The organism is Cognatilysobacter tabacisoli (genome assembly GCF_003586305.1).
GTDB lineage: Bacteria > Pseudomonadota > Gammaproteobacteria > Xanthomonadales > Xanthomonadaceae > Cognatilysobacter_A > Cognatilysobacter_A tabacisoli.
In genome coordinates this window covers 551,821-570,310 of sequence record NZ_QXJI01000001.1, presented here as the reverse complement: position 1 = coordinate 570,310, position 18,490 = coordinate 551,821, and the positions used below count along the sequence as shown (strand labels likewise).

11 protein-coding genes are annotated in these 18,490 nt (G+C 71.1%); 7 read left to right on the top strand and 4 right to left on the bottom strand.

Annotated features, from left to right (window positions below):
- Positions 1-143: 143 nt before the first annotated feature.
- Positions 144-1,541 (top strand): GntP family permease, encoded by a 1,398-nt coding sequence (locus tag D3A60_RS07245; RefSeq protein WP_119718036.1) that lies wholly within the window; start codon positions 144-146, stop codon positions 1,539-1,541.
- Positions 1,542-1,613: 72 nt separating this feature from the next.
- Here the strand turns inward: D3A60_RS07245 and D3A60_RS07240 are convergent, their stop codons facing one another.
- Complete coding sequence (locus tag D3A60_RS07240) at positions 1,614-2,051, bottom strand: hypothetical protein (protein ID WP_119718035.1); 438 nt, start codon at positions 2,049-2,051, stop codon at positions 1,614-1,616.
- Between the two features lie 212 nt (positions 2,052-2,263).
- Between D3A60_RS07240 and dinB the strand changes: the two genes are divergently transcribed.
- From dinB to D3A60_RS07210, 6 genes are all read left to right on the top strand, one after another.
- Complete coding sequence (gene dinB, locus D3A60_RS07235) at positions 2,264-3,361, top strand: DNA polymerase IV (RefSeq protein WP_119718034.1); 1,098 nt, start codon at positions 2,264-2,266, stop codon at positions 3,359-3,361.
- Positions 3,362-3,532: 171 nt separating this feature from the next.
- Positions 3,533-6,352, top strand: coding sequence for an ATP-binding protein (locus D3A60_RS07230; protein ID WP_196778685.1), 2,820 nt, complete (start codon positions 3,533-3,535; stop codon positions 6,350-6,352).
- Positions 6,349-6,735, top strand: coding sequence for a response regulator transcription factor (locus D3A60_RS07225; RefSeq protein ID WP_119718032.1), 387 nt, complete (start codon positions 6,349-6,351; stop codon positions 6,733-6,735). The genes D3A60_RS07230 and D3A60_RS07225 overlap by 4 nt, the downstream gene beginning before the upstream one ends.
- Entirely contained in the window at positions 6,732-7,913 is a 1,182-nt protein-coding gene (locus tag D3A60_RS07220) for a YaiO family outer membrane beta-barrel protein (protein ID WP_119718031.1), read from the top strand. Before D3A60_RS07225 ends, D3A60_RS07220 begins: the two co-directional genes overlap by 4 nt.
- A gap of 34 nt (positions 7,914-7,947) precedes the next feature.
- Entirely contained in the window at positions 7,948-9,024 is a 1,077-nt protein-coding gene (locus tag D3A60_RS07215; RefSeq protein ID WP_196778684.1) for a HEAT repeat domain-containing protein, read from the top strand.
- Positions 9,021-10,424: a glycosyltransferase family 2 protein gene (locus D3A60_RS07210; RefSeq protein WP_119718030.1), complete on the top strand. Its 1,404-nt coding sequence runs from the start codon at positions 9,021-9,023 to the stop codon at positions 10,422-10,424. The genes D3A60_RS07215 and D3A60_RS07210 overlap by 4 nt, the downstream gene beginning before the upstream one ends.
- A 76-nt stretch (positions 10,425-10,500) precedes the next feature.
- Here the strand turns inward: D3A60_RS07210 and D3A60_RS07205 are convergent, their stop codons facing one another.
- The 3 genes from D3A60_RS07205 to D3A60_RS07195 are packed head-to-tail and all read right to left on the bottom strand — an operon-like array spanning position 10,501 to position 18,391.
- On the bottom strand, positions 10,501-11,169 hold the full coding sequence (locus D3A60_RS07205) for a sensor histidine kinase (RefSeq protein ID WP_119718029.1): 669 nt from the start codon (positions 11,167-11,169) through the stop codon (positions 10,501-10,503).
- A complete protein-coding gene (locus tag D3A60_RS07200) occupies positions 11,166-12,938 on the bottom strand; it encodes a response regulator (RefSeq protein ID WP_119718028.1) in 1,773 nt (590 codons plus the stop codon). The genes D3A60_RS07205 and D3A60_RS07200 overlap by 4 nt, the downstream gene beginning before the upstream one ends.
- Positions 12,923-18,391: a HAMP domain-containing protein gene (locus tag D3A60_RS07195; protein WP_196778683.1), complete on the bottom strand. Its 5,469-nt coding sequence runs from the start codon at positions 18,389-18,391 to the stop codon at positions 12,923-12,925. Before D3A60_RS07195 ends, D3A60_RS07200 begins: the two co-directional genes overlap by 16 nt.
- Between the last annotated feature and the right edge of the window lie 99 nt (positions 18,392-18,490).

The following is an 18,490-nucleotide window of genomic DNA, read 5'->3' as shown; positions in this document are numbered from 1 at the left end:
TGCGGCACAGCCTAGGTAGGCGCCGTGTGCGCGGGCAGATGTACCTTCGGACAATGCCGCCCGCTCCCGGCGGTGCGGAGACTCCACGGCCACCGGGCGTCCGTCCGGCACGCCGGGCGCACCGGCAACTGGGGATCGTGTCGATGGCGTTCGTGATCGTGCTGGCCGCGCTGTGCTTCCTGATGTTCGTGGCCTACCGCGGCTACAGCGTGATCCTGTTCGCGCCCGTGGCCGCGCTCGGCGCGGTGCTGCTGACCGACGCGACGCTGGTCGCGCCGATGTTCACCGGGCTGTTCATGGACAAGATGGTCGGCTTCCTGAAGCTGTACTTCCCGGTGTTCCTGCTCGGCGCGGTGTTCGGCAAGGTCATCGAGCTGTCCGGCTTCTCGAAGGCGATCGTGATGGCGACGATCCGCCTGTTCGGCGCCAGCCGCGCGATGCTGTCGATCGTCGCGGTGTGCGCGGTCCTGACCTACGGCGGCGTGTCGCTGTTCGTCGTGGTGTTCGCGGTGTACCCGTTCGCCGCCGAGCTGTTCCGCCAGAGCGACATCCCCAAGCGCCTGATCCCGGGCACGATCGCGCTGGGGGCGTTCACCTTCACGATGGACGCGCTGCCCGGCACGCCGCAGATCCAGAACATCATCCCGGCGTCGTTCTTCGGCACCGACACCTGGGCGGCGCCGTGGCTCGGCACGCTCGGCGGCGTCTTCATCCTGACGCTCGGGCTGCTGTACCTCGAGTCGCGCCGCCGCAAGGCGGTCGCCGCCGGCGAGGGCTACGGCGACAACCTGGTCAACGAGCCGGCGCCGTTCACCGGCGGCAGGCTCGCCCATCCGCTGGTCGCGATCGCGCCGCTGGTGCTGGTCGGCGTCACCAACAAGCTGTTCACCGCGTGGATTCCACGGGTGTACGGCGAGTCGCACAGCTTCGACCCGGCCGTGATCGGCAGCGCCGCGCCGGTCGTGCAGGAAGTGGCGAAGGTCGCCGCGATCTGGGCCGTGCAGGGCGCGCTGCTGGTCGGCATCGTCGCCGTGCTCGCGTTCGCGTGGAAGCCGGTCTTCACCGGCTTCGCCGAAGGGACGAAGTCGGCGATCGGCGGCGCGCTGCTGGCGGCGATGAACACCGCATCGGAGTACGGCTTCGGCGCGGTGATCGCCGCCCTGCCCGGATTCCTCGTCGTCGCCAACGCGCTTGGCGCGATTCCGAACCCGCTGGTCAACGAGGCGGTCACCGTCACCGCGCTGGCCGGCATCACCGGGTCGGCCTCTGGCGGCATGAGCATCGCGCTGGCGGCGATGGCCGAGACGTTCATCGCCAACGCCAACGCCGCCGGCATTCCGATGGAGGTGCTGCACCGGGTCGCGTCGATGGCGTCGGGCGGCATGGACACCCTGCCGCACAACGGCGCGGTGATCACCCTGCTGGCCGTGACCGGCCTGACCCACCGGCAGGCCTACCGCGACATCTTCGCGATCACGCTGATCAAGACCGCGGCGGTCTTCTTCGTGATCGGCCTCTTCTACGCGACCGGCATCGTTTAGGCGGGACGCAGCCCGCCTTGTCGGTGAGTGCCTGCAGACGACCGGCGCGCCGATGGCGCGCCGGGGCCCGCCCTATGCGATCCAGCCGCGCGCCAGCGCCCGGCGTGCCACCCAGACCTGCAGCGCGGCGACGGCGATGATCGTCAGCGGCATCGGCAGCGCCTGCGCCGGCCCGAGCACCTCGACCGCGCGACCGGGCAGCAGCGTGTAGCCGAACTGGACCAGCACCGCGAGCAGCGACACCCAGAACAGCGGCACGGCCGCGCGCTTGCGCAGCAGCAGCATCAGCGCGCCGAGCGCGCCGGACACGACCGCAGCCGCGTACACGACCCACAGCCACCCCGGCATCGCCTCGAACAGCGTGCGCTGGTCTTCGGGCAGCCTGGCCAGCGCCTCGGGCGTCATCGTGTACTGCAGGAAGAACATCGCGATGCCGAACAGGTTCCACAGCAGCAATAGCGAGGCCACGACCGGAAACCAGGCCGGGCGGACGGACGACGTCGTGACCATGGCGGACTCCCCAGACGCATCGGGTCGATGCGAGCGCGAGCATAGTCCGGGAGCGCGGCGCAGCGAGAGCGCCGGCCGCCGCCGCGACGGGGGATGCGCGCCGCCGCCGTGACGCGCCGGCCCCGGCCTCGCGACGGGCGCATGGCCGCCGCGGCGCACACGCGTTAGTATTTTAACTAACGCCGCCGCCTGCGGCCCTGCCCGCGCCCGCCGTGTCCCCTGCCCCGCGCAAGATCCTGCACGTCGACATGGATGCGTTCTACGCGTCGGTCGAGCAGCGCGACGACCCGTCGCTGCGCGGCCGACCGGTCGTCGTGGCCTGGCGCGGCGCGCGCTCGGTCGTGTGCGCGGCCAGCTACGAGGCCCGCGTGTTCGGCGTGCGCTCGGCCATGCCGGCGGTGCGCGCCGAGCGCCTGTGCCCCGAGGCGGTATTCGTGCCGCCCGATTTCATGCGCTACAAGGCCGTGTCGCGGCGCGTGCGCGAGATCTTCGCCCGCCACACCGACCTGATCGAGCCGCTGTCGCTGGACGAGGCCTACCTCGACGTCACCACGACGAAGACCGACCTGCCCAGCGCGACGGCGACCGCCGAGGCGATCCGCGACGCGATCCGCGACGAGCTGCAGCTGACCGCGTCGGCCGGCATCGCGCCGAACAAGTTCCTGGCCAAGATCGCGTCGGACTGGCGCAAGCCCGACGGCCAGTTCGTGATCCGGCCGCATCAGGTCGACGCGTTCCTGCTGCCGCTGCCGGTCGGCCGCCTGCCGGGCGTCGGCAAGGTGATGGAGGCCAAACTCGCCGAGCTCGGCATCGCCACGGTGGGCGAGCTGCGCGCACACGGACAGCGCGAGCTCGAGCAGCGCTTCGGTCGATGGGGACGGCGGCTGCACGAGCTGTCGCACGGCCTCGACGACCACCCGGTGCAGCCCGAGCGCCCGAGCCTGCAGGTGTCGGCCGAGGACACGTTCGAACACGACCTGCCGCTCGACGCGCTCGAGCCGCACATCCGCCGGCTCGCCGACAAGACGTGGGCCGGCTACCGGCGCGAGCCGGGCCGGCTGGCGCGCACCGTCGTGCTGAAGCTCAAGACCAGCGACTTCCGCATCCTGACGCGCAGCCTGACGCCGGCGCGGCCGCCGGCCAGCGCCGAGGAGCTGGCCGATGTCGCCTGCCGCCTGCGCAGCCGGGTCGAGCTGCCTGCGCGCACGCGCTACCGGCTCGTCGGCGTCGGCCTCGGCGGCCTGGTCGCGGCCGACGTCGACGATGCACAGGCACCGCTGTTCGCCTCCGGGGGCGGGGGCGCTGCGTAACTGAATGCGTGACCGCGTCGCGCTTCCGCGACGTGCGCACGGGCCTCCGGGCCCGTCATCACCCGGCCCCTCGCATACTGTGGGGAAAATTGCCTATCGCGTCCGTCCTGAAACGCGGCAATGCTGGCGGCATCGCCGCGTTGCCCGTTCAGTGCGAGAGAAGGATTTCGTTTGCGCCCATCGACCGGCACCCCGCTGCACAACGTCGGATTCGCCCTCGCGCTCGCCCTGGTCGGGGCGCTGGCGTGGCAGGGCAAGCGCACGCAGGAGGCGCTGCTCACGTCGAACGAAGGCGTGGTCCGCAGCCTCGAGCTGATCACCGCGATCGAAAGCACGCTCTCGTCGGTGCAGGACGTCGAGACCGGATCCCGCGGCTACCTGCTGACCGGCGACCGGCGCTTCCTCGCGCCGTACGAGTCCGGTCGACGCACCGTCGTCGACAACCGGCGCGCGCTCGGCGCACTGCTTGCCCAGCGCGAGCCGCCACGCACGGAATGGCTCGCCGAGCTCGACCGCAACATCGAGCGCCGCATCGGCATCGCGGCGACCAATATTTCCCGCCGCGACCGCGCCGGCGGCGGCTCGGCGCGCTCGCTCGACCTGGTCGGCGGCATGCGTGCGATGGAAGCTCTGCGCAGCCAGCTCGACGAGCTGAGGAACGAGGAACTTGCCCAGCTGGCCATGCAGCGCGCGCGCGTGCAGGAGCAGGTCGAGCGCGGGCGCGTGCAGGCGGTCAGCGGCGCGGTGATCATCGCCCTGCTGCTGGCGTGGACGCTGATCGCGATCAACCGCAACCTGCGCGAGCGCAAGCGGCTGGCCGAACGCGCGCAGGCCGGCGAGGCCCGGCAGTCGGCGCTGCTTCGGGCGGTGCCGGATTCGCTGTACGAGCTGTCCCGTCGCGGCGAGCTGCTGCCGCTGTCGGGCGGCACCGATTCGATCACCTCGCTGCCGTCCGGCCTGTTCGAGAGCATGCGCAAGCGGGTCGCGCAGACCGCGGACCTGGCCGTGCAGGGCTTCGACTGGCAGGACCCGAACGGCCGCGAGTACGAAGTGCGGCTGGCGCGCACCGACGACGACAGCCACCTGGCGATGGTCCGCGACGTGACCGAGGCGAACCGGACCCGTCAGCGCCTGCGCGACCAGCGTGCGTTCCTGCGCAACGTCGTCGACGCCGACGAGAACCTGATCTTCGTGCGCGACCCCGCCGGCCGCTTCCAGCTGTGCAACGTCGCGTTCGCCGACGTGCTTGGCCTGCGGCCGGACCAGATCGAGGGCCTGCGCTCGTCGGAACTGCCCGACGGCGACCTGCTGTCGCCGCTGCTCGAAGGCGACACCGTGCTGCTGCAGCACCTGCCGGAGCTGCGCCGCAACCAGATCAACATTGTCGACGCCACCGGCCGCGAGCGCTGGCTGCAGCTGCTCAAGCGCCCGCTGCGCTCGTCCGACGGCGACCTGCAGGTGCTGACGGTGGCCGTCGACGTGTCCGAGCGGCGGCAGATCGAGCGCATGAAGGGCGAGTTCATCTCGACCGTCAGCCACGAGCTGCGCACGCCGCTGACCGCCATCCGCGGGGCGCTGGGGATGCTGTCGATGGGCTTGGCCGGCCCGCTGCCCGAGGAGTCGCGCCCGCTGGTCGAAGTGGCCACCAACAACAGCGAGCGGCTGGTGCGGCTGATCAACGACATCCTCGATATCGAGAAGCTCGAGTCCGGACGGTTGCCGCTGCAGCTGCAGACCCTCTCGCTGCGCGCCCTGCTCGCCCAGGCCATCGAGCAGAACGGGCCGTATGCGCAGGATTTCGGCGTGCGGCTGGCGCTGCGCGACGGGCCGGATGCGCGCATCGAGGTCGATGCCGACCGCTTTGCCCAGGTGATGGCCAACCTGCTGTCCAATGCGATCAAGCACTCACCGCCCGACGGCACCGTGACCGTGTCGACGCGCGTGCTCGGCAGCCGGATCGAGGCAAGCGTTGAGGACCACGGCTCCGGCATTCCCGAGGCGTTCCGCGCGCGGGTGTTCGAGCGCTTCGCACAGGCCGATTCGTCCGACGTGCGCCGCCGCGGCGGCACCGGCCTCGGGCTCGCGATCACGCGCTCGCTGGTCGAGCAGATGCGCGGCACGATCGGCTTCGACACCGAGATCGACCACGGCACGCGCTTCCACGTCGCCTTCCCGATCAGCAGCGACGCGCCCGGCCACGGCGCAGGCGAACGCCGGCCCTGCATCCTGATCGTCGATTCCGATGCGTTGGCCGCGGCGCGGCTGGCCGACGTGCTGCAGGCCGAGGGGTTCGACACGACTGTCGCGATCGGTGACGACGCCGCGCGCACCGAGCTTTCCGAGACCCGCGGCGGCGGCTTCGACGCGATCGCGCTCGGGCTCGACCAGCGCGACGGCGGCGGGCTGGCGCTGCTGCACTGGCTGCGCGAACACCCCGACCACCGCGACGTGCCGATCTTCGCGATCGGCGCGCAGGCGGCCGACGACGCCAGCGAGCCACTGCGCGGCGGCGCGATCGGCGTCGTCGACTGGCTGCGCAAGCCACTCGACCCCGCCCGCCTGCTCGGCGCCGTGCGCGCGTGCCTGCCGACGCCCGGCGTTCGCGCCGACGTGCTGCACGTCGAGGACGATCCCGACCAGCAGCGGCTGATGGTGCAGCTGCTGGCCCACGACGACATCACCGTGCACGTGGCCGGCAGCATCGCCGAAGCGCGCGAGCAGCTGGCACTGCGCCAGCACCGGCTGGCGATCCTCGACCTGATGCTGCCCGATGGCGACGGGTCGGAGCTGCTGGCCGAACTGGCGGCGACCCAGCCGCCGACGATGGCGATCATCTACTCCGCGCTCGACTCGCCGGCCCACGACAGCGCGATCGTGCTGCAGCGGCTGGTCAAGTCGCGGCACGGCGGCCGAGAACTGGCCGCGCTGATCGCCGATTACCTGAAGCACTGGCCGGCGCGGCCGGTGCCATCCGATGGAGGTCCCCCATGACCGGCACGCCCGGCTCCCGCATCCTGATGGTCGAGGACGAGGAAGACATCGCGTTCATCCTGCGCTTCCTGCTCGAGCGCAACGGCTACCAGGTCGACCACGCCGGCGACGGGCGCCAGGCGCTCGACCGGCTCCGCGGCGATCCGCCCGACGCGGTGCTGCTCGACATCATGCTGCCGTACCACGACGGGCTCGAGATCGTCGAGCGGATGCGCGCGGTGGACGCGTGGCGAAGCGTGCCGGTGCTGATGCTGACCGCGAAGGCGCGCGAGGCCGACATCGTGCGCGCGCTCGAACTGGGCGCCGACGACTACGTCACCAAGCCGTTCCAGCCTGAGGAAGTGCTGGCGCGCCTGCGCCGCCTGCTGCGGAGGGCCGCTTGAACCGGCGGCTCGCCGCAGCGCTTGCGCTGCTGCTGGCGCCGACGTTCGCCGCCGCCCAGCCGCCCGAGGCGGCGCGGGCCGCGGTCGCCGAGCGCGACTACGCGCAGGCGCAGCGGCTGCTCGAACAGCACCTCGCGACCGCGCCGGACGACGACGAATCGCGCTTCCTGCTGGCGCGCGTGCTCGCGTGGCGGGACCAGCCCGAGCGGGCGCTGCCGCTGTACGACGCGCTGCTCGCGCGCCAGCCCGACAGCGCGGACTACCTGTTCGGCCAGGGCCAGGCGCTGCTGTGGGCCGGGCGGCCCGCGGACGCGATCGTCCCGCTCGAACGCGCGCGGCAACGCACGCCCGACGACCCCGAACTGAACGCAGCGCTGGCGCAGGCACGCGCCGCCGCGGACGCGTCCCCCTCGCCCGACGCGGCACCGCCCCGGGCGAGGGCTCCAGTGACGGTGCCTAGCGGCGCGGGGCCCGACGGCGAGGCGCGCCTCCCAATCAATCGTGGCGTCGGACTGTCCGCGCGCAACGAGTGGCTCGACCGCGACCTCGACCACTGGCGCGCGGTCCGGGTCGACGTCGCATCGGTGCCGCGCGACGCGCTGGGCTGGTACGGCGCGCTGAACCACGAACGACGCTTCGGCCTGTCCGACACCGGCGTCGAGATCGGGCTGGTCGCGCCGTTCGGCGACGGCTGGACGCTGCAGGCCGAGATCGGCGGCGCGCCAGGCGCGGAGTTCCTGCCGCGCGGCTACGGCGACCTGCGCCTGCAGCGCGCACTCGACGGCGGCTGGGTGCTCGGCGCCAGCGTGCGCCACACCGCCTACCGCGACACCGACGTGGACCGGCTCGCGCTGTCCGCCGAGAAGTACCTCGGCAACTGGCGCGCCGCGTACACGCTGGGACTGACCGACGCCGACGGGGAGCGCCTCGTCGGCCACGGCGTGGCGCTGGACCGCTACTACGGCGAGCGCAGCGTCATCGGCGTGCACGCCAGCACCGGCGAGGACACCGGCCTGCAGGGCGTCGAGGTGATCACCAGCGACGTCGATGCGCTGTGGCTGCAGGGCCGGCACGAGCTCGGCCCGACGTGGGCGCTGCAGTGGAGCGCCGGCGCGCTGCGCCAAGGCGACCTGTACGAACGCCGCTGGGTGCAGCTCGGCCTGTGGCGGGGCTGGTGATGGCGCGGTCGTCTCGCGCAGGGCGAGGGGCAGCGTGATCCCGGCCAACCTGTTCGCGCCGGAGAATGCGGCGCTTGCGCTCGCGGTGTGGGTCGCCCTCGCGCTCGGCGCGCTGACGGTCGCGGTGCTGTTCCAGGTGCTGGTGCTGTCGGAACTGTCGAACCGGCAGCAGCGCCTGCGCCGCGAGTTCGACGCGGTCTGGCGCCCGCGCCTCGCGCTGGCCAGCGTCGCCGACCATCCGGTCGCCCGCCGCGACGCGCCCGCCGCAGCCGAGCAGCTGTGGTTCCTGCTGCTGTGGAACCGGACGCAGCGGCAGCTGCGCGGCGCCGCGCGGGCGCGGCTCAACCGGATGCTGCTGGAGTTTGGCCTCGAGCGGTTCGCCCTTTCGCTGCTCCAGCGCAGCGACGTGCGCGCGCGGCTGGTCGCGCTGGGCACGCTGCGCAACCTCGGCGACCACGCGCACTGGGCCGCGATCCAGCCGCTGGTGCGCGACCCGTCGCCGTTCTTGTCGTTCGCCGCCGCCGAAGCGCTGGTTGCGATCGATCCGGGCCGCGCGATGGCGCTGCTGCTCCCGCTCGCCCGACAGCGCCCCGACTGGACGATGCAGCGCGTCGCCACGCTGTGCCTGCAGGCCGGACCGGAGGCGGTCACCGTGCCGCTGCTGAAGGAGCTCGACCGCAGCGGCCACCTCGGCGGCAACCGGCTGACCGAGCTGGTGCGCTGGGCAGATCCGGCGCAAGTCGCGCGCTGGTCGCGCACCGCGCTCGACACCGGTGGCGACACGCGCCAGCGCCAGGCGGCGCTGCAGTCGCTGGGCGAGCTGCGCGACCCCCACGACCGCCCGCGCCTGCTGCAGGCGCTGTCGGATGAGGACCCCGACGTGCGGCTGTGCGCGCTGCAGGCGCTGCGGCGGCAGGCGACCGCGGGCGACGACGAGGTGCTGGTGCGGCTGCTCGCCGACCGCAGCTGGTGGGTGCGCCAGGAAGCCGCGAACGGGCTGGTGGCCCTGCCCGGCAGCACGCGCGACCGGATGCTCGCGCTGATCGACCGCGTCGCCGACCGCTACGGCCGCGACGCGCTGCAGCGCGCCCTGGCGGAGCGCCCGGCGTGAGCGCGCAGGTGCTGTGGTGGTCGCAGGTGTTCTTCATCGGCTACTTCGTCGCGCTCAACGGCGGCTACCTGGTGCTCAACCTGCTGTCGATGGTCAGCCTGCGCCGCTACATGCGCCTGCGCGTCGACCTCGGCGAGGACGTGCCCTACCTCGGCATCGAGCCGGCGATCTCGCTGCTGGTGCCCGGCTACAACGAAGAGGCGACGATCCGCACCTCGGTGCGCTCGATGCTGCAGCTGCAGTACCCGGACTTCGAGGTGGTCGTCGTCAACGACGGCTCCAGGGACGGCACGCTCGACGTGTTGAAGGAGGAATTCGAGCTGCAGCTGCACCCGGAGCCGATCCGTCGCCAGGTCGCGCACAAGCCGATCCGCGGCGTCTACCGCTCGCTGCGCTACTCGAACCTGCGGGTGATCGACAAGGAGAACGGCGGCAAGGCCGACGCGCTCAACGCCGGCATCAACGCCGCGCGCCATCCGCTGTTCTGCGCCGTCGACGCCGACTCGATCCTGCAGCGCGACAGCCTGCTGCGCGTGGTCCAGCCGTTCCTCGAGGACGACCGGACGATCGCTGCCGGCGGCACGGTGCGCATCGCCAACGGCTCGGAAGTGCGCGGCGGCTTCCTGGTGCGCGCCGGCCTGCCACAGAACTGGGTCGCGCGCTTCCAGATCGTCGAGTACCTGCGGGCGTTCCTGTTCGGGCGCCTGGGCTGGTCGCCGCTGAACGCGGTGCTGATCATTTCCGGCGCGTTCGGCCTGTTCAACCGCGACCGCGTGATGGCGGTCGGCGGCTACAGCACCGACACCGTCGGCGAGGACATGGAGCTGGTCGTGCGCCTGCACCGCCACCACCGCGAGCGGCGCATTCCGTACCGGATCCGCTATGTGCCCGACCCGATCTGCTGGACCGAGGCGCCCGAGGACCTGGGCACGCTGGGCCGGCAGCGCAGCCGCTGGCAGCGCGGCCTGTCCGAAAGCCTGGTGCGCCACACCCGCCTGGCGATGAGCCCGCGCGCCGGCGCCGCGGGGCTGGTCGCGTGGCCGTTCATGGCGCTGTTCGAATGGCTGGGGCCGCTGATCGAACTGTTCGGCTACGTCTTCATGATCGTAGGATCGATGCTCGGCCTGATCTCGTACACCGCGCTGTGCGTGTTCCTGCTGGTCGCGATCGGCATGGGCATCCTGCTGTCGGTCAACGGCCTGCTGCTGGAGGCGATGTCGTTCCGCGTCTACTCGCGCAAGCGCGACATGCTGCTGCTGTTCGCCATGGCGGTGCTGGAGAACTTCGGCTACCGCCAGCTCAACACGCTGTGGCGGTGCCGCGGCCTGTGGCAGTGGATCACCGGGCGCAAGCACAACTGGGGCGTGATGCGCCGCAGCGGCAAATGGGGCCAGCAGTAGCGACGCTTTGCGGCGCGCCGGCGCCGACGTCCTCGTCAGCACCGCCGCGCCCGCCGGCGCGGACCGTGGCCGCGGGTCAGGCGGCGGGAGACAGCGGCAAGCGCAGCGTCAGCCGCGCGAGGCCGGCCCCGTCCGCGGCCGCGGAGAGCTCGCCGCCGAGGGCCGCGGCGATCGCCTTGGCGATCAGCGGCCGCAGGCCCAGGCCTTCGTCGGCCGGCGCCGGGTCGACGCTGTCGAACAGCGCCGCGACGTCGTCGACGTGCAGCGAATCGGTCGGCACGCGGCGCTCGACCCGCACGTGGTCCGTCCCGTCGCACGCCACCGCCAGTACGGCCTCGCCGCCGGACGGCGCAGACCCGACCAGCAGCATCGTGCGCAGGACGTCGCCGAGCCGGAGCACGTCGCCGTCGACGCAGGCGTCGAGCGCGGCAGGGTCGAACTCCGCGCGCGCCGGGCGCGCCGGCGGCAGGCTGGCGATGCAGCCCTCGATCGCCAGCGCCAGTTCGATGCGGTCGCGGCGCTTGACGATCGCGCCCTGCTGGCAGCGCACCCACGCGCTGAGCTCGGCGACCATGTCCAGCAACCGGTCCGACTGGCGATCGACCATGTCGAGCAGTTCGCCGCGCTCGACCGCGCCGACGTCCGGCCGTCGCAGCAGGAACACCGCGGATTTGATCGGCGACAGCGGGCCGCGCAGGTCGTGGGCCAGCCGCTCCAGCCACAGCGTGTCGCGCTGGGCGCTCATGCGGCCACGTCCTGCTGGCACAGCCGGCGGATCACGTCCGGCGCCGGCGGCTTGACCAGGTGTTCGTCGAAACCGGCCTCACGCGTGCGCGCACGGTCCTCGACCTGGCCCCAGCCGGTGACGGCGACGATGCGCAGTGCGTCGCCGCCAGGCATCGCGCGCAGCGCGCGCGCGACGTCGTAGCCGCTGCGTCCGGGCATGCCGACGTCGAGGAAGATCAGCGACGGCTGCCACTCGAGCACCTCGGCTTCGACAGCGCCCGGGTCGTACAGCGCGTGCACGTCGTTGCCGAGCAGGCGGATCATCATCGCCAGCGTGTCGGCGGCATCGCGGTTGTCGTCGACGACCAGCACTCTGTGGCGCCGCGTCTCCGGCACGGTCTCGACGGCCTGCCCCGCCGGCGCCTCGACGTCGACGCCCAGCGCGGCCGCCGCGGGACCGCACAGCAGCGCGCCCTCGGCCCGCGGGTCGTCGGGGTCGCGGCACGGCACGACCACGCGGAACGTGCAGCCGCGGCCGGGGCCCTCGCTGAGCACTTCGACGCGGCCCTCGTGCATCTCGCTCAGCCGCTGGACCAGCGTCAGGCCGATGCCGAGGCCGCCGTGCGAGCGCTCGATCGCGGTGTCGACCTGGTGGAAGAGTTCGAACACCGCCTCGAGCTGGTCGGCCGCCAGGCCGATGCCTTCGTCGCGCACGGTGATGTGCAGCTCGCTGCCGGCGACGCTCGCGTCCAGCTCGATGCGGCCGCCGGGATCGGAATACTTCGCGGCGTTGTTCAGCAGGTTCGACACCACCTGGCCGAGCCGCACGGCGTCGGCGATCAGCCGGACCGGCTGGTCCGGTATCGTCACCGACAGCCGGTGCTGGCGGGCCTCTATCAGAGGCGTGGCGGTGTCGACCGCGGCGGCGATGATGTCCTGCAGCAGCGTCGGCGCGGGCCGCAGCTCGAGCTTGCCGCGGCTGATGCGGGCCACGTCGAGCAGGTCGTCGATCATGCGCACCAGCAGCGCCAACTGGCGCTCCATCAGGGCCTGCAGCGGGTCCTCTTCGCCCGACAGCGAAAGCCGCCGCACCTGCAGCGCGTTCTGCAGCGGCGCCAGCGGGTTGCGCAGCTCGTGCGCCAGCGTGGCGAGGAACTCGTCCTTGCGCTGGTCGGCGATGCGCAGGCGCTGCTCGGCGCGGGTGCGCTCGCGGTTCTCCTCGATCAGTTCGCGGTTGCGCGCGGCCAGCTCGGCATTGGCCTCGATCAGCGACTGGTTCAGCGCCTCGAGCTCGCGCGCCTTCTCCAGCTGCAGCGCCTGGTTCTCGGCCGACAGCCCGGCGTTGATCGCCTGCAGTTCGCGCCGCTTGCGGTACAGCTCGGCCAGCACCGCGACCTTGGTGCGCATGATCTCGGGGATCACCGGCACCATGATGTAGTCGACCGCGCCGAGCTTGTAGCCGCGCAGGCGGTCGAAGTCGCTGACGTTGACCGCCGACACGAAGATGATCGGCGTGTTCTCGAACCGCGGGTGCTGGTGGATCATGGTCGCGGTCTCGAACCCGTCCATGCCCGGCATGTTGACGTCGAGCAGGATCACCGCGAACTCGCTTTCCATCAGCCGCTTGAGCGCGTCCACGCCCGAGTGCGCTTCCACCAGCTCCTCGCCCAACGGCTCGAGGATGGTCCGGTAGGTCAGCAGCCGGCTCGGCTGATCGTCGACCAGCAGGATCTTGACCGGGCAGGTGCCCGGCACGGGGCCGGGCTCGCTGGTCAGCGCTGAAGCCATTGCCGAAGCACTCCCAACAGCTGGTCGGTGACGACGGGCTTGGCCACGTAGTCGGACGCGCCGGCTTCCAGGCAGCGCTCGCGGTCGCCCTTCATCGCCTTCGCGGTCAGCGCGATCATCGGCAGCATGCGGCGCTCCGGATTGGCGCGGATCGCGCGCATCGTGTCGTAGCCGTCCATGCCCGGCATCATGATGTCCATCAGCACCAGGTCGATGCCGGCGTCGTCGGTGACGCGGTCGATGGCCTCCTGGCCGTTGCTGGCGGTCAGCACGTCCATGCCGTGGCGCTCGAGCACGCTCGACAGCGCGAAGATGTTGCGCACGTCGTCGTCGACGACCAGCACCCGCTTGCCCTTCAGCGCATCGTCGGACTCGTGCAGGTTCCGCACCATCTTCTGCTTGCCAGGCGGCAGGTCGCCGATCACGCGGTGCAGGAACAGCGCCGTCTCGTCGAGCAGGCGCTCGGGCGACTCGACGCCCTTGAGCACGACGCTCTTGGCGACCCTGCGCAGGCGCTCGTCCTCGTCGGCGCTGAGGTCCTTGCCGGTGAACACCACGATCGGCACGTCCTTGAGGCCGGGCTCGTCGTGGATCCGGTCGAGCAGCTCGAAGCCGGTCATGTCCGGCAGGCGCAAGTCGAGCACCGCGCAGTCGTACGTCCCGGCATTGAGGGCGGCGATCGCCTCCTTGCCCGTTTCGACGGTGTCGATCTCGACGTCGTCGTGGCGCAGCAGCTCGACGATCGACATGCGCTCGTTGGCGTCGTCCTCGACCACCAGCAGCTTCTTGACCCGCGGCGTCGCGTAATCCTTGATCCGCTGCAGCGCCTCGCTGATTGTTTCCGACGAGCCGGGCTTGGCGAGGTAGGCGAACGCGCCGCGCTCCATGCTGTGGTGGCGGCCCTCCTCGACGGTGAGGATCTGCACCGGGATGTGGCGGGTCGATGCGTCCTGCTTCAGCCGCGCCAGCACCGTCCAGCCGAGCATGTCGGGCAGGAAGATGTCGAGCGTGATCGCGGTCGGCCGGTACTCGCGCACCAGCCGCAGCGCCTCCGCGCCGCGGTTGGCGACGAGCACCTGGAAGCCGCGCGAGCGCGCCAGGTCGCGCATCACCGAGGCGAAGTGCGGGTCGTCCTCGACCACCAGCAGAGTCGGCATCTCGGACGACAGCACGTAGCGGTCGTCCGGCACTTCCTCCAGCGCACCGGCCTGCATCGGCGCGTGCAGCGCGGCCGGCGGCTCGCTCTTCGGCGCCGCGCGCTGGTCGTTGACGCGGCCGTCGACGCCGCCGACGTACTCCAGCGGCAGGTACAGCGTGAACGTGCTGCCCTCGCCTTCGGCGCTGTGCAGCTTCAGCTCGCCGCCGAGCAGGCCGGCGATTTCGCGGCTGATCGCAAGGCCCAAACCGGTGCCGCCGTACTTGCGCGACGTGCCGGCGTCGGCCTGCTGGAAGGCTTCGAAGACCAGCTTCTGCTTCTCCGGCGAGATGCCGATGCCGGTGTCGGTGACTTCGATGCCGACCACGCGCGGCGCGCGCGACAGCACCGGGTGGTCCGGCGCCCAGCCGCCCTCGGCGACGGCCGCGCGCAGGTGCACGCTGCCGCGCTCGGTGAACTTGAACGCGTTCGACAGCAGGTTCTTGAGGATCTGCTGCAGGCGCTTGGGGTCGGTCGACAGCTCGCGACCGAGTTCCGGCGCGATGTCGATGCGGAAATCGAGGTTGCGACGCTCGGCCTCGTGGCGGAAGCCGCGCTCGAGGTTTTCGCGCAGGTGCGAGAACGCGATCTTCTCGATGTCGACGGTGACCGTGCCGGACTCGATCTTCGACAGGTCGAGGATGTCGCTGATCAGGTGCAGCAGGTCGGTGCCGGCGGCATGGATCGTGTGCGCGTACTCGACCTGGCGGTTGGTCAGGTTCTCGTCCGGGTTCTCGGCCAGCTGCTGGCCGAGGATCAGGATCGAGTTGAGCGGCGTACGCAGCTCGTGCGACATGTTGGCGAGGAACTCGGACTTGTAGCGCGAGGTCTGCGCCAGCTCGGCCGCCTTCTCCTCGAGCGCCCGCCGCGCGTGTTCGATCTGCAGGTTCTTCTGCTCGACCTCGGCCTTCTGCGCCGCCAGCAGCGACGCCTTCAGCGCGATCTCCTCGTTGGTCTGCTGCAGCTCGTTCTGCTGCGCCTGCAGCTCGCCGGCGAGCTGCTGCGACTGGGCCAGCAGGCGCTCGGTGCGCATCGTCGATTCGATCGTGTTGAGCACGATGCCGATGCTGCCGGACAGCTGCTCGAGCAGCGCCTTCTGCGAGGTGCTGAAGTCGCCGAGCGAGGCCAGTTCGATGACCGCCTTGATCTGGTCCTCGAACAGCACCGGCAGCACGATCACGCTGCGCGGGACGACCTGCAGCAGGCCGGACTGGATCTGCACCGCGTCGCCGCTGAAGTTCTCGATCAGGATCGGCTGGCCCTGCGCGGCGCACTGGCCGACGAGGCCCTCGCCGAACGCGAGCGTGCGGCCTTCGCCCGCCGTCGGCACGTCGGCGTAGCCGGCGAGCTGGCGCAGGCGCGTCGGGCGTCCGCTGACGTGCTCCTCGACGATGTACATCACGCCCTGCTGCGCGTTCACCAGCGGCGCCAGCTCGGACAGCAGCATCTGGCCGAGCGTGATCAGGTCGCGCTGGCCCTGCATCATGCTGCTGAACTGCGCGAGGTTGGTCTTCAGCCAGTCCTGCTCGCGGTTGCTCTCGGTGGTCGCACGCAGGGTGCCGATCATCGAGTTGATGTTGTCCTTCAGGTCCGCCACTTCGCCGCGCACGTCGACGGTGATCGAACGCGTCAGGTCGCCCTGGGTCACCGCGGTGGCGACCTCGGCGATTGCGCGCACCTGGGTGGTCAGGTTCGCGGCGAGCTGGTTCACGTTGGCCGTCAGGTCTTCCCAGATGCCGGCCGTGCCGGGCACGTTGGCCTGTCCGCCGAGGCGACCTTCGACGCCGACCTCTCGCGCCACCGTGGTCACCTGGTCGCCGAAGATCGCCAGCGTCTCGGTCATGCCGTTGATCGTGTCGGCCAGTTCGGCGATTTCGCCCTTGGCCTCCACCGTCAGGCGCTTGCTGAGGTCGCCGTTGGCGACCGCGGTGACGACCGCGGCGATGCCACGCACCTGGGTGGTCAGGTTCGACGCCATCGAGTTGACGTTGTCGGTCAGGTCCTTCCACGTGCCGGCCACGCCGGGCACTTCGGCCTGGCCGCCGAGCTTGCCCTCGGTACCGACCTCGCGCGCCACGCGCGTGACCTCCGCGGCGAAGCCATTGAGCTGGTCCACCATCGTGTTGAGCGTGTTCTTCAGCTGCAGGATTTCGCCCTGCGCGTCGACCGCGATCTTGCGAGACAGGTCGCCTCGCGCCACCGAGGTTGCAACCTCGGCGATGTTTCGCACCTGGGTCGTCAGGTTCGACGCCATCGAGTTGACGTTGTCGGTGAGGTCCTTCCACGTGCCGGCCACGCCGGGCACCTGCGCCTGGCCGCCGAGCTTGCCTTCGGTGCCGACCTCGCGCGCCACGCGCGTCACCTCCGCGGCGAAGCCGTTGAGCTGGTCCACCATCGTATTGATGGTGTCCTTCAGCGCGAGAATCTCGCCCTTGACGTCCACCGTGATCTTGCGCGACAGGTCGCCGCGCGCCACGGCCGTGGTCACCTCGGCGATGTTTCGCACCTGCGCGGTCAGGTTCGACGCCATCGAGTTGACGTTGTCGGTCAGGTCCTTCCACGTGCCGGCCACGCCGGGCACTTCGGCCTGACCGCCGAGCTTGCCCTCGGTGCCGACCTCGCGCGCCACGCGCGTGACCTCCGCGGCGAAGCCGTTGAGCTGGTCCACCATCGTGTTGATGGTGTCCTTGAGTTCGCGGATCTCGCCGCGCACGTCCACGGTGATCTTGCGCGACAGGTCGCCCTTCGCGACCGCGGTGGTCACCTCGGCGATGTTTCGCACCTGCGACGTCAGGTTCGACGCCATCGCGTTGACCGAGTCGGTCAGGTCCTTCCACGTGCCGTCGACGCCGGGGACCTGGGCCTGGCCGCCGAGCTTGCCCTCGGTGCCGACCTCGCGGGCCACGCGGGTGACCTCCGCGGCGAAGCCGTTGAGCTGGTCGACCATCGTGTTGATGGTGTTCTTCAGCTCGAGAATCTCGCCCTTCACGTCCACGGTGATCTTGCGCGACAGATCGCCCTTGGCCACCGCGGTGGTCACGTCGGCGATATTTCGCACCTGCAGCGTCAGGTTCGATGCCATCGAGTTCACGTGGTCGGTCAGGTCCTTCCACGTGCCGGCGACGTCCGGCACCTCGGCCTGGCCGCCGAGCTTGCCGTCGGTGCCGACCTCGCGCGCCACGCGCGTCACTTCCGCCGCGAAGCCGTTGAGCTGGTCCACCATCGTGTTGATGGTGTCCTTGAGTTCGCGGATCTCGCCGCGCACGTCCACGGTGATCTTGCGCGACAGGTCGCCGCGCGCCACGGCGGTGGTCACCTCGGCAATGTTTCGCACCTGCGACGTCAGGTTCGACGCCATCGCGTTGACCGAGTCGGTCAGGTCCTTCCAGGTGCCGGCCACGCCGGGCACGATCGCCTGGCCGCCGAGCTTCCCCTCGGTGCCGACCTCGCGCGCCACGCGCGTGACCTCCGCGGCGAAGCCGTTGAGCTGGTCCACCATCGTGTTGATGGCTTCCTTGAGCTGCAGGATCTCCCCGCGCACGTCGACGGTGATCTTGCGCGACAGGTCGCCGTTGGCGACCGCGATGGTGACCTCGGAAATGTTACGGACCTGCGCGGTCAGGTTCGACGCCATCTGGTTGACGGAGTCGGTCAGGTCCTTCCAGACGCCCGAGACGCCCTTGACCTTGGCCTGGCCGCCGAGGCGGCCGGCTGTGCCGACCTCGAGCGCGACGCGGGTCACTTCGGACGAGAACTCGCCCATCTGCTCGATCATGCGGTTGACGATCGTCGCCGAGCGCAGGAACTCGCCCTGCAGCGGGCGGCCGTCGGCCTCGAGCGGCACGGTGCGGGTCAGGTCGCCCTTGGCGACGCCGGCCATCGCCTCGGTCATCGTTTCAACCGGGCGCACGAGATCGTCGATCAGCGCGTTGACGCTGCGCTCCATGCCCGCCCACTCGCCCTGCGCATTGGTCGGGACGACGCGCTGGCGCATCTGGCCCTCGCGGCCGACGGCCTGGCCGACGCGGCCGAGTTCGGCCGACAGGCGGCGGTTCTGGCTGACGATGTCGTTGAGGATTTCGGCGAGGCGGCCTTCCATGCCCTGCCAGTGCAGCGGCAGGCGGACCGAGAAGTCGCCGTCGCGGACGGCGCCCATCCGGTCGATCAACAGCTCGAGCCAATCGTCCGGCGCGATGCGTGCGCTGGCGGGCGCCGCCGGGGAGGCGGCGGATTTGCGGCGTTTCAGTTCGGTATTCACGGATCCCCCGTCGTCGAGATCGACCGCGGCTGCCGTCACTCAGGTGCGGCTGGCCATCCCGTGGCACCGGGTCGTACATGTGAAAAATACGTGTTTGCG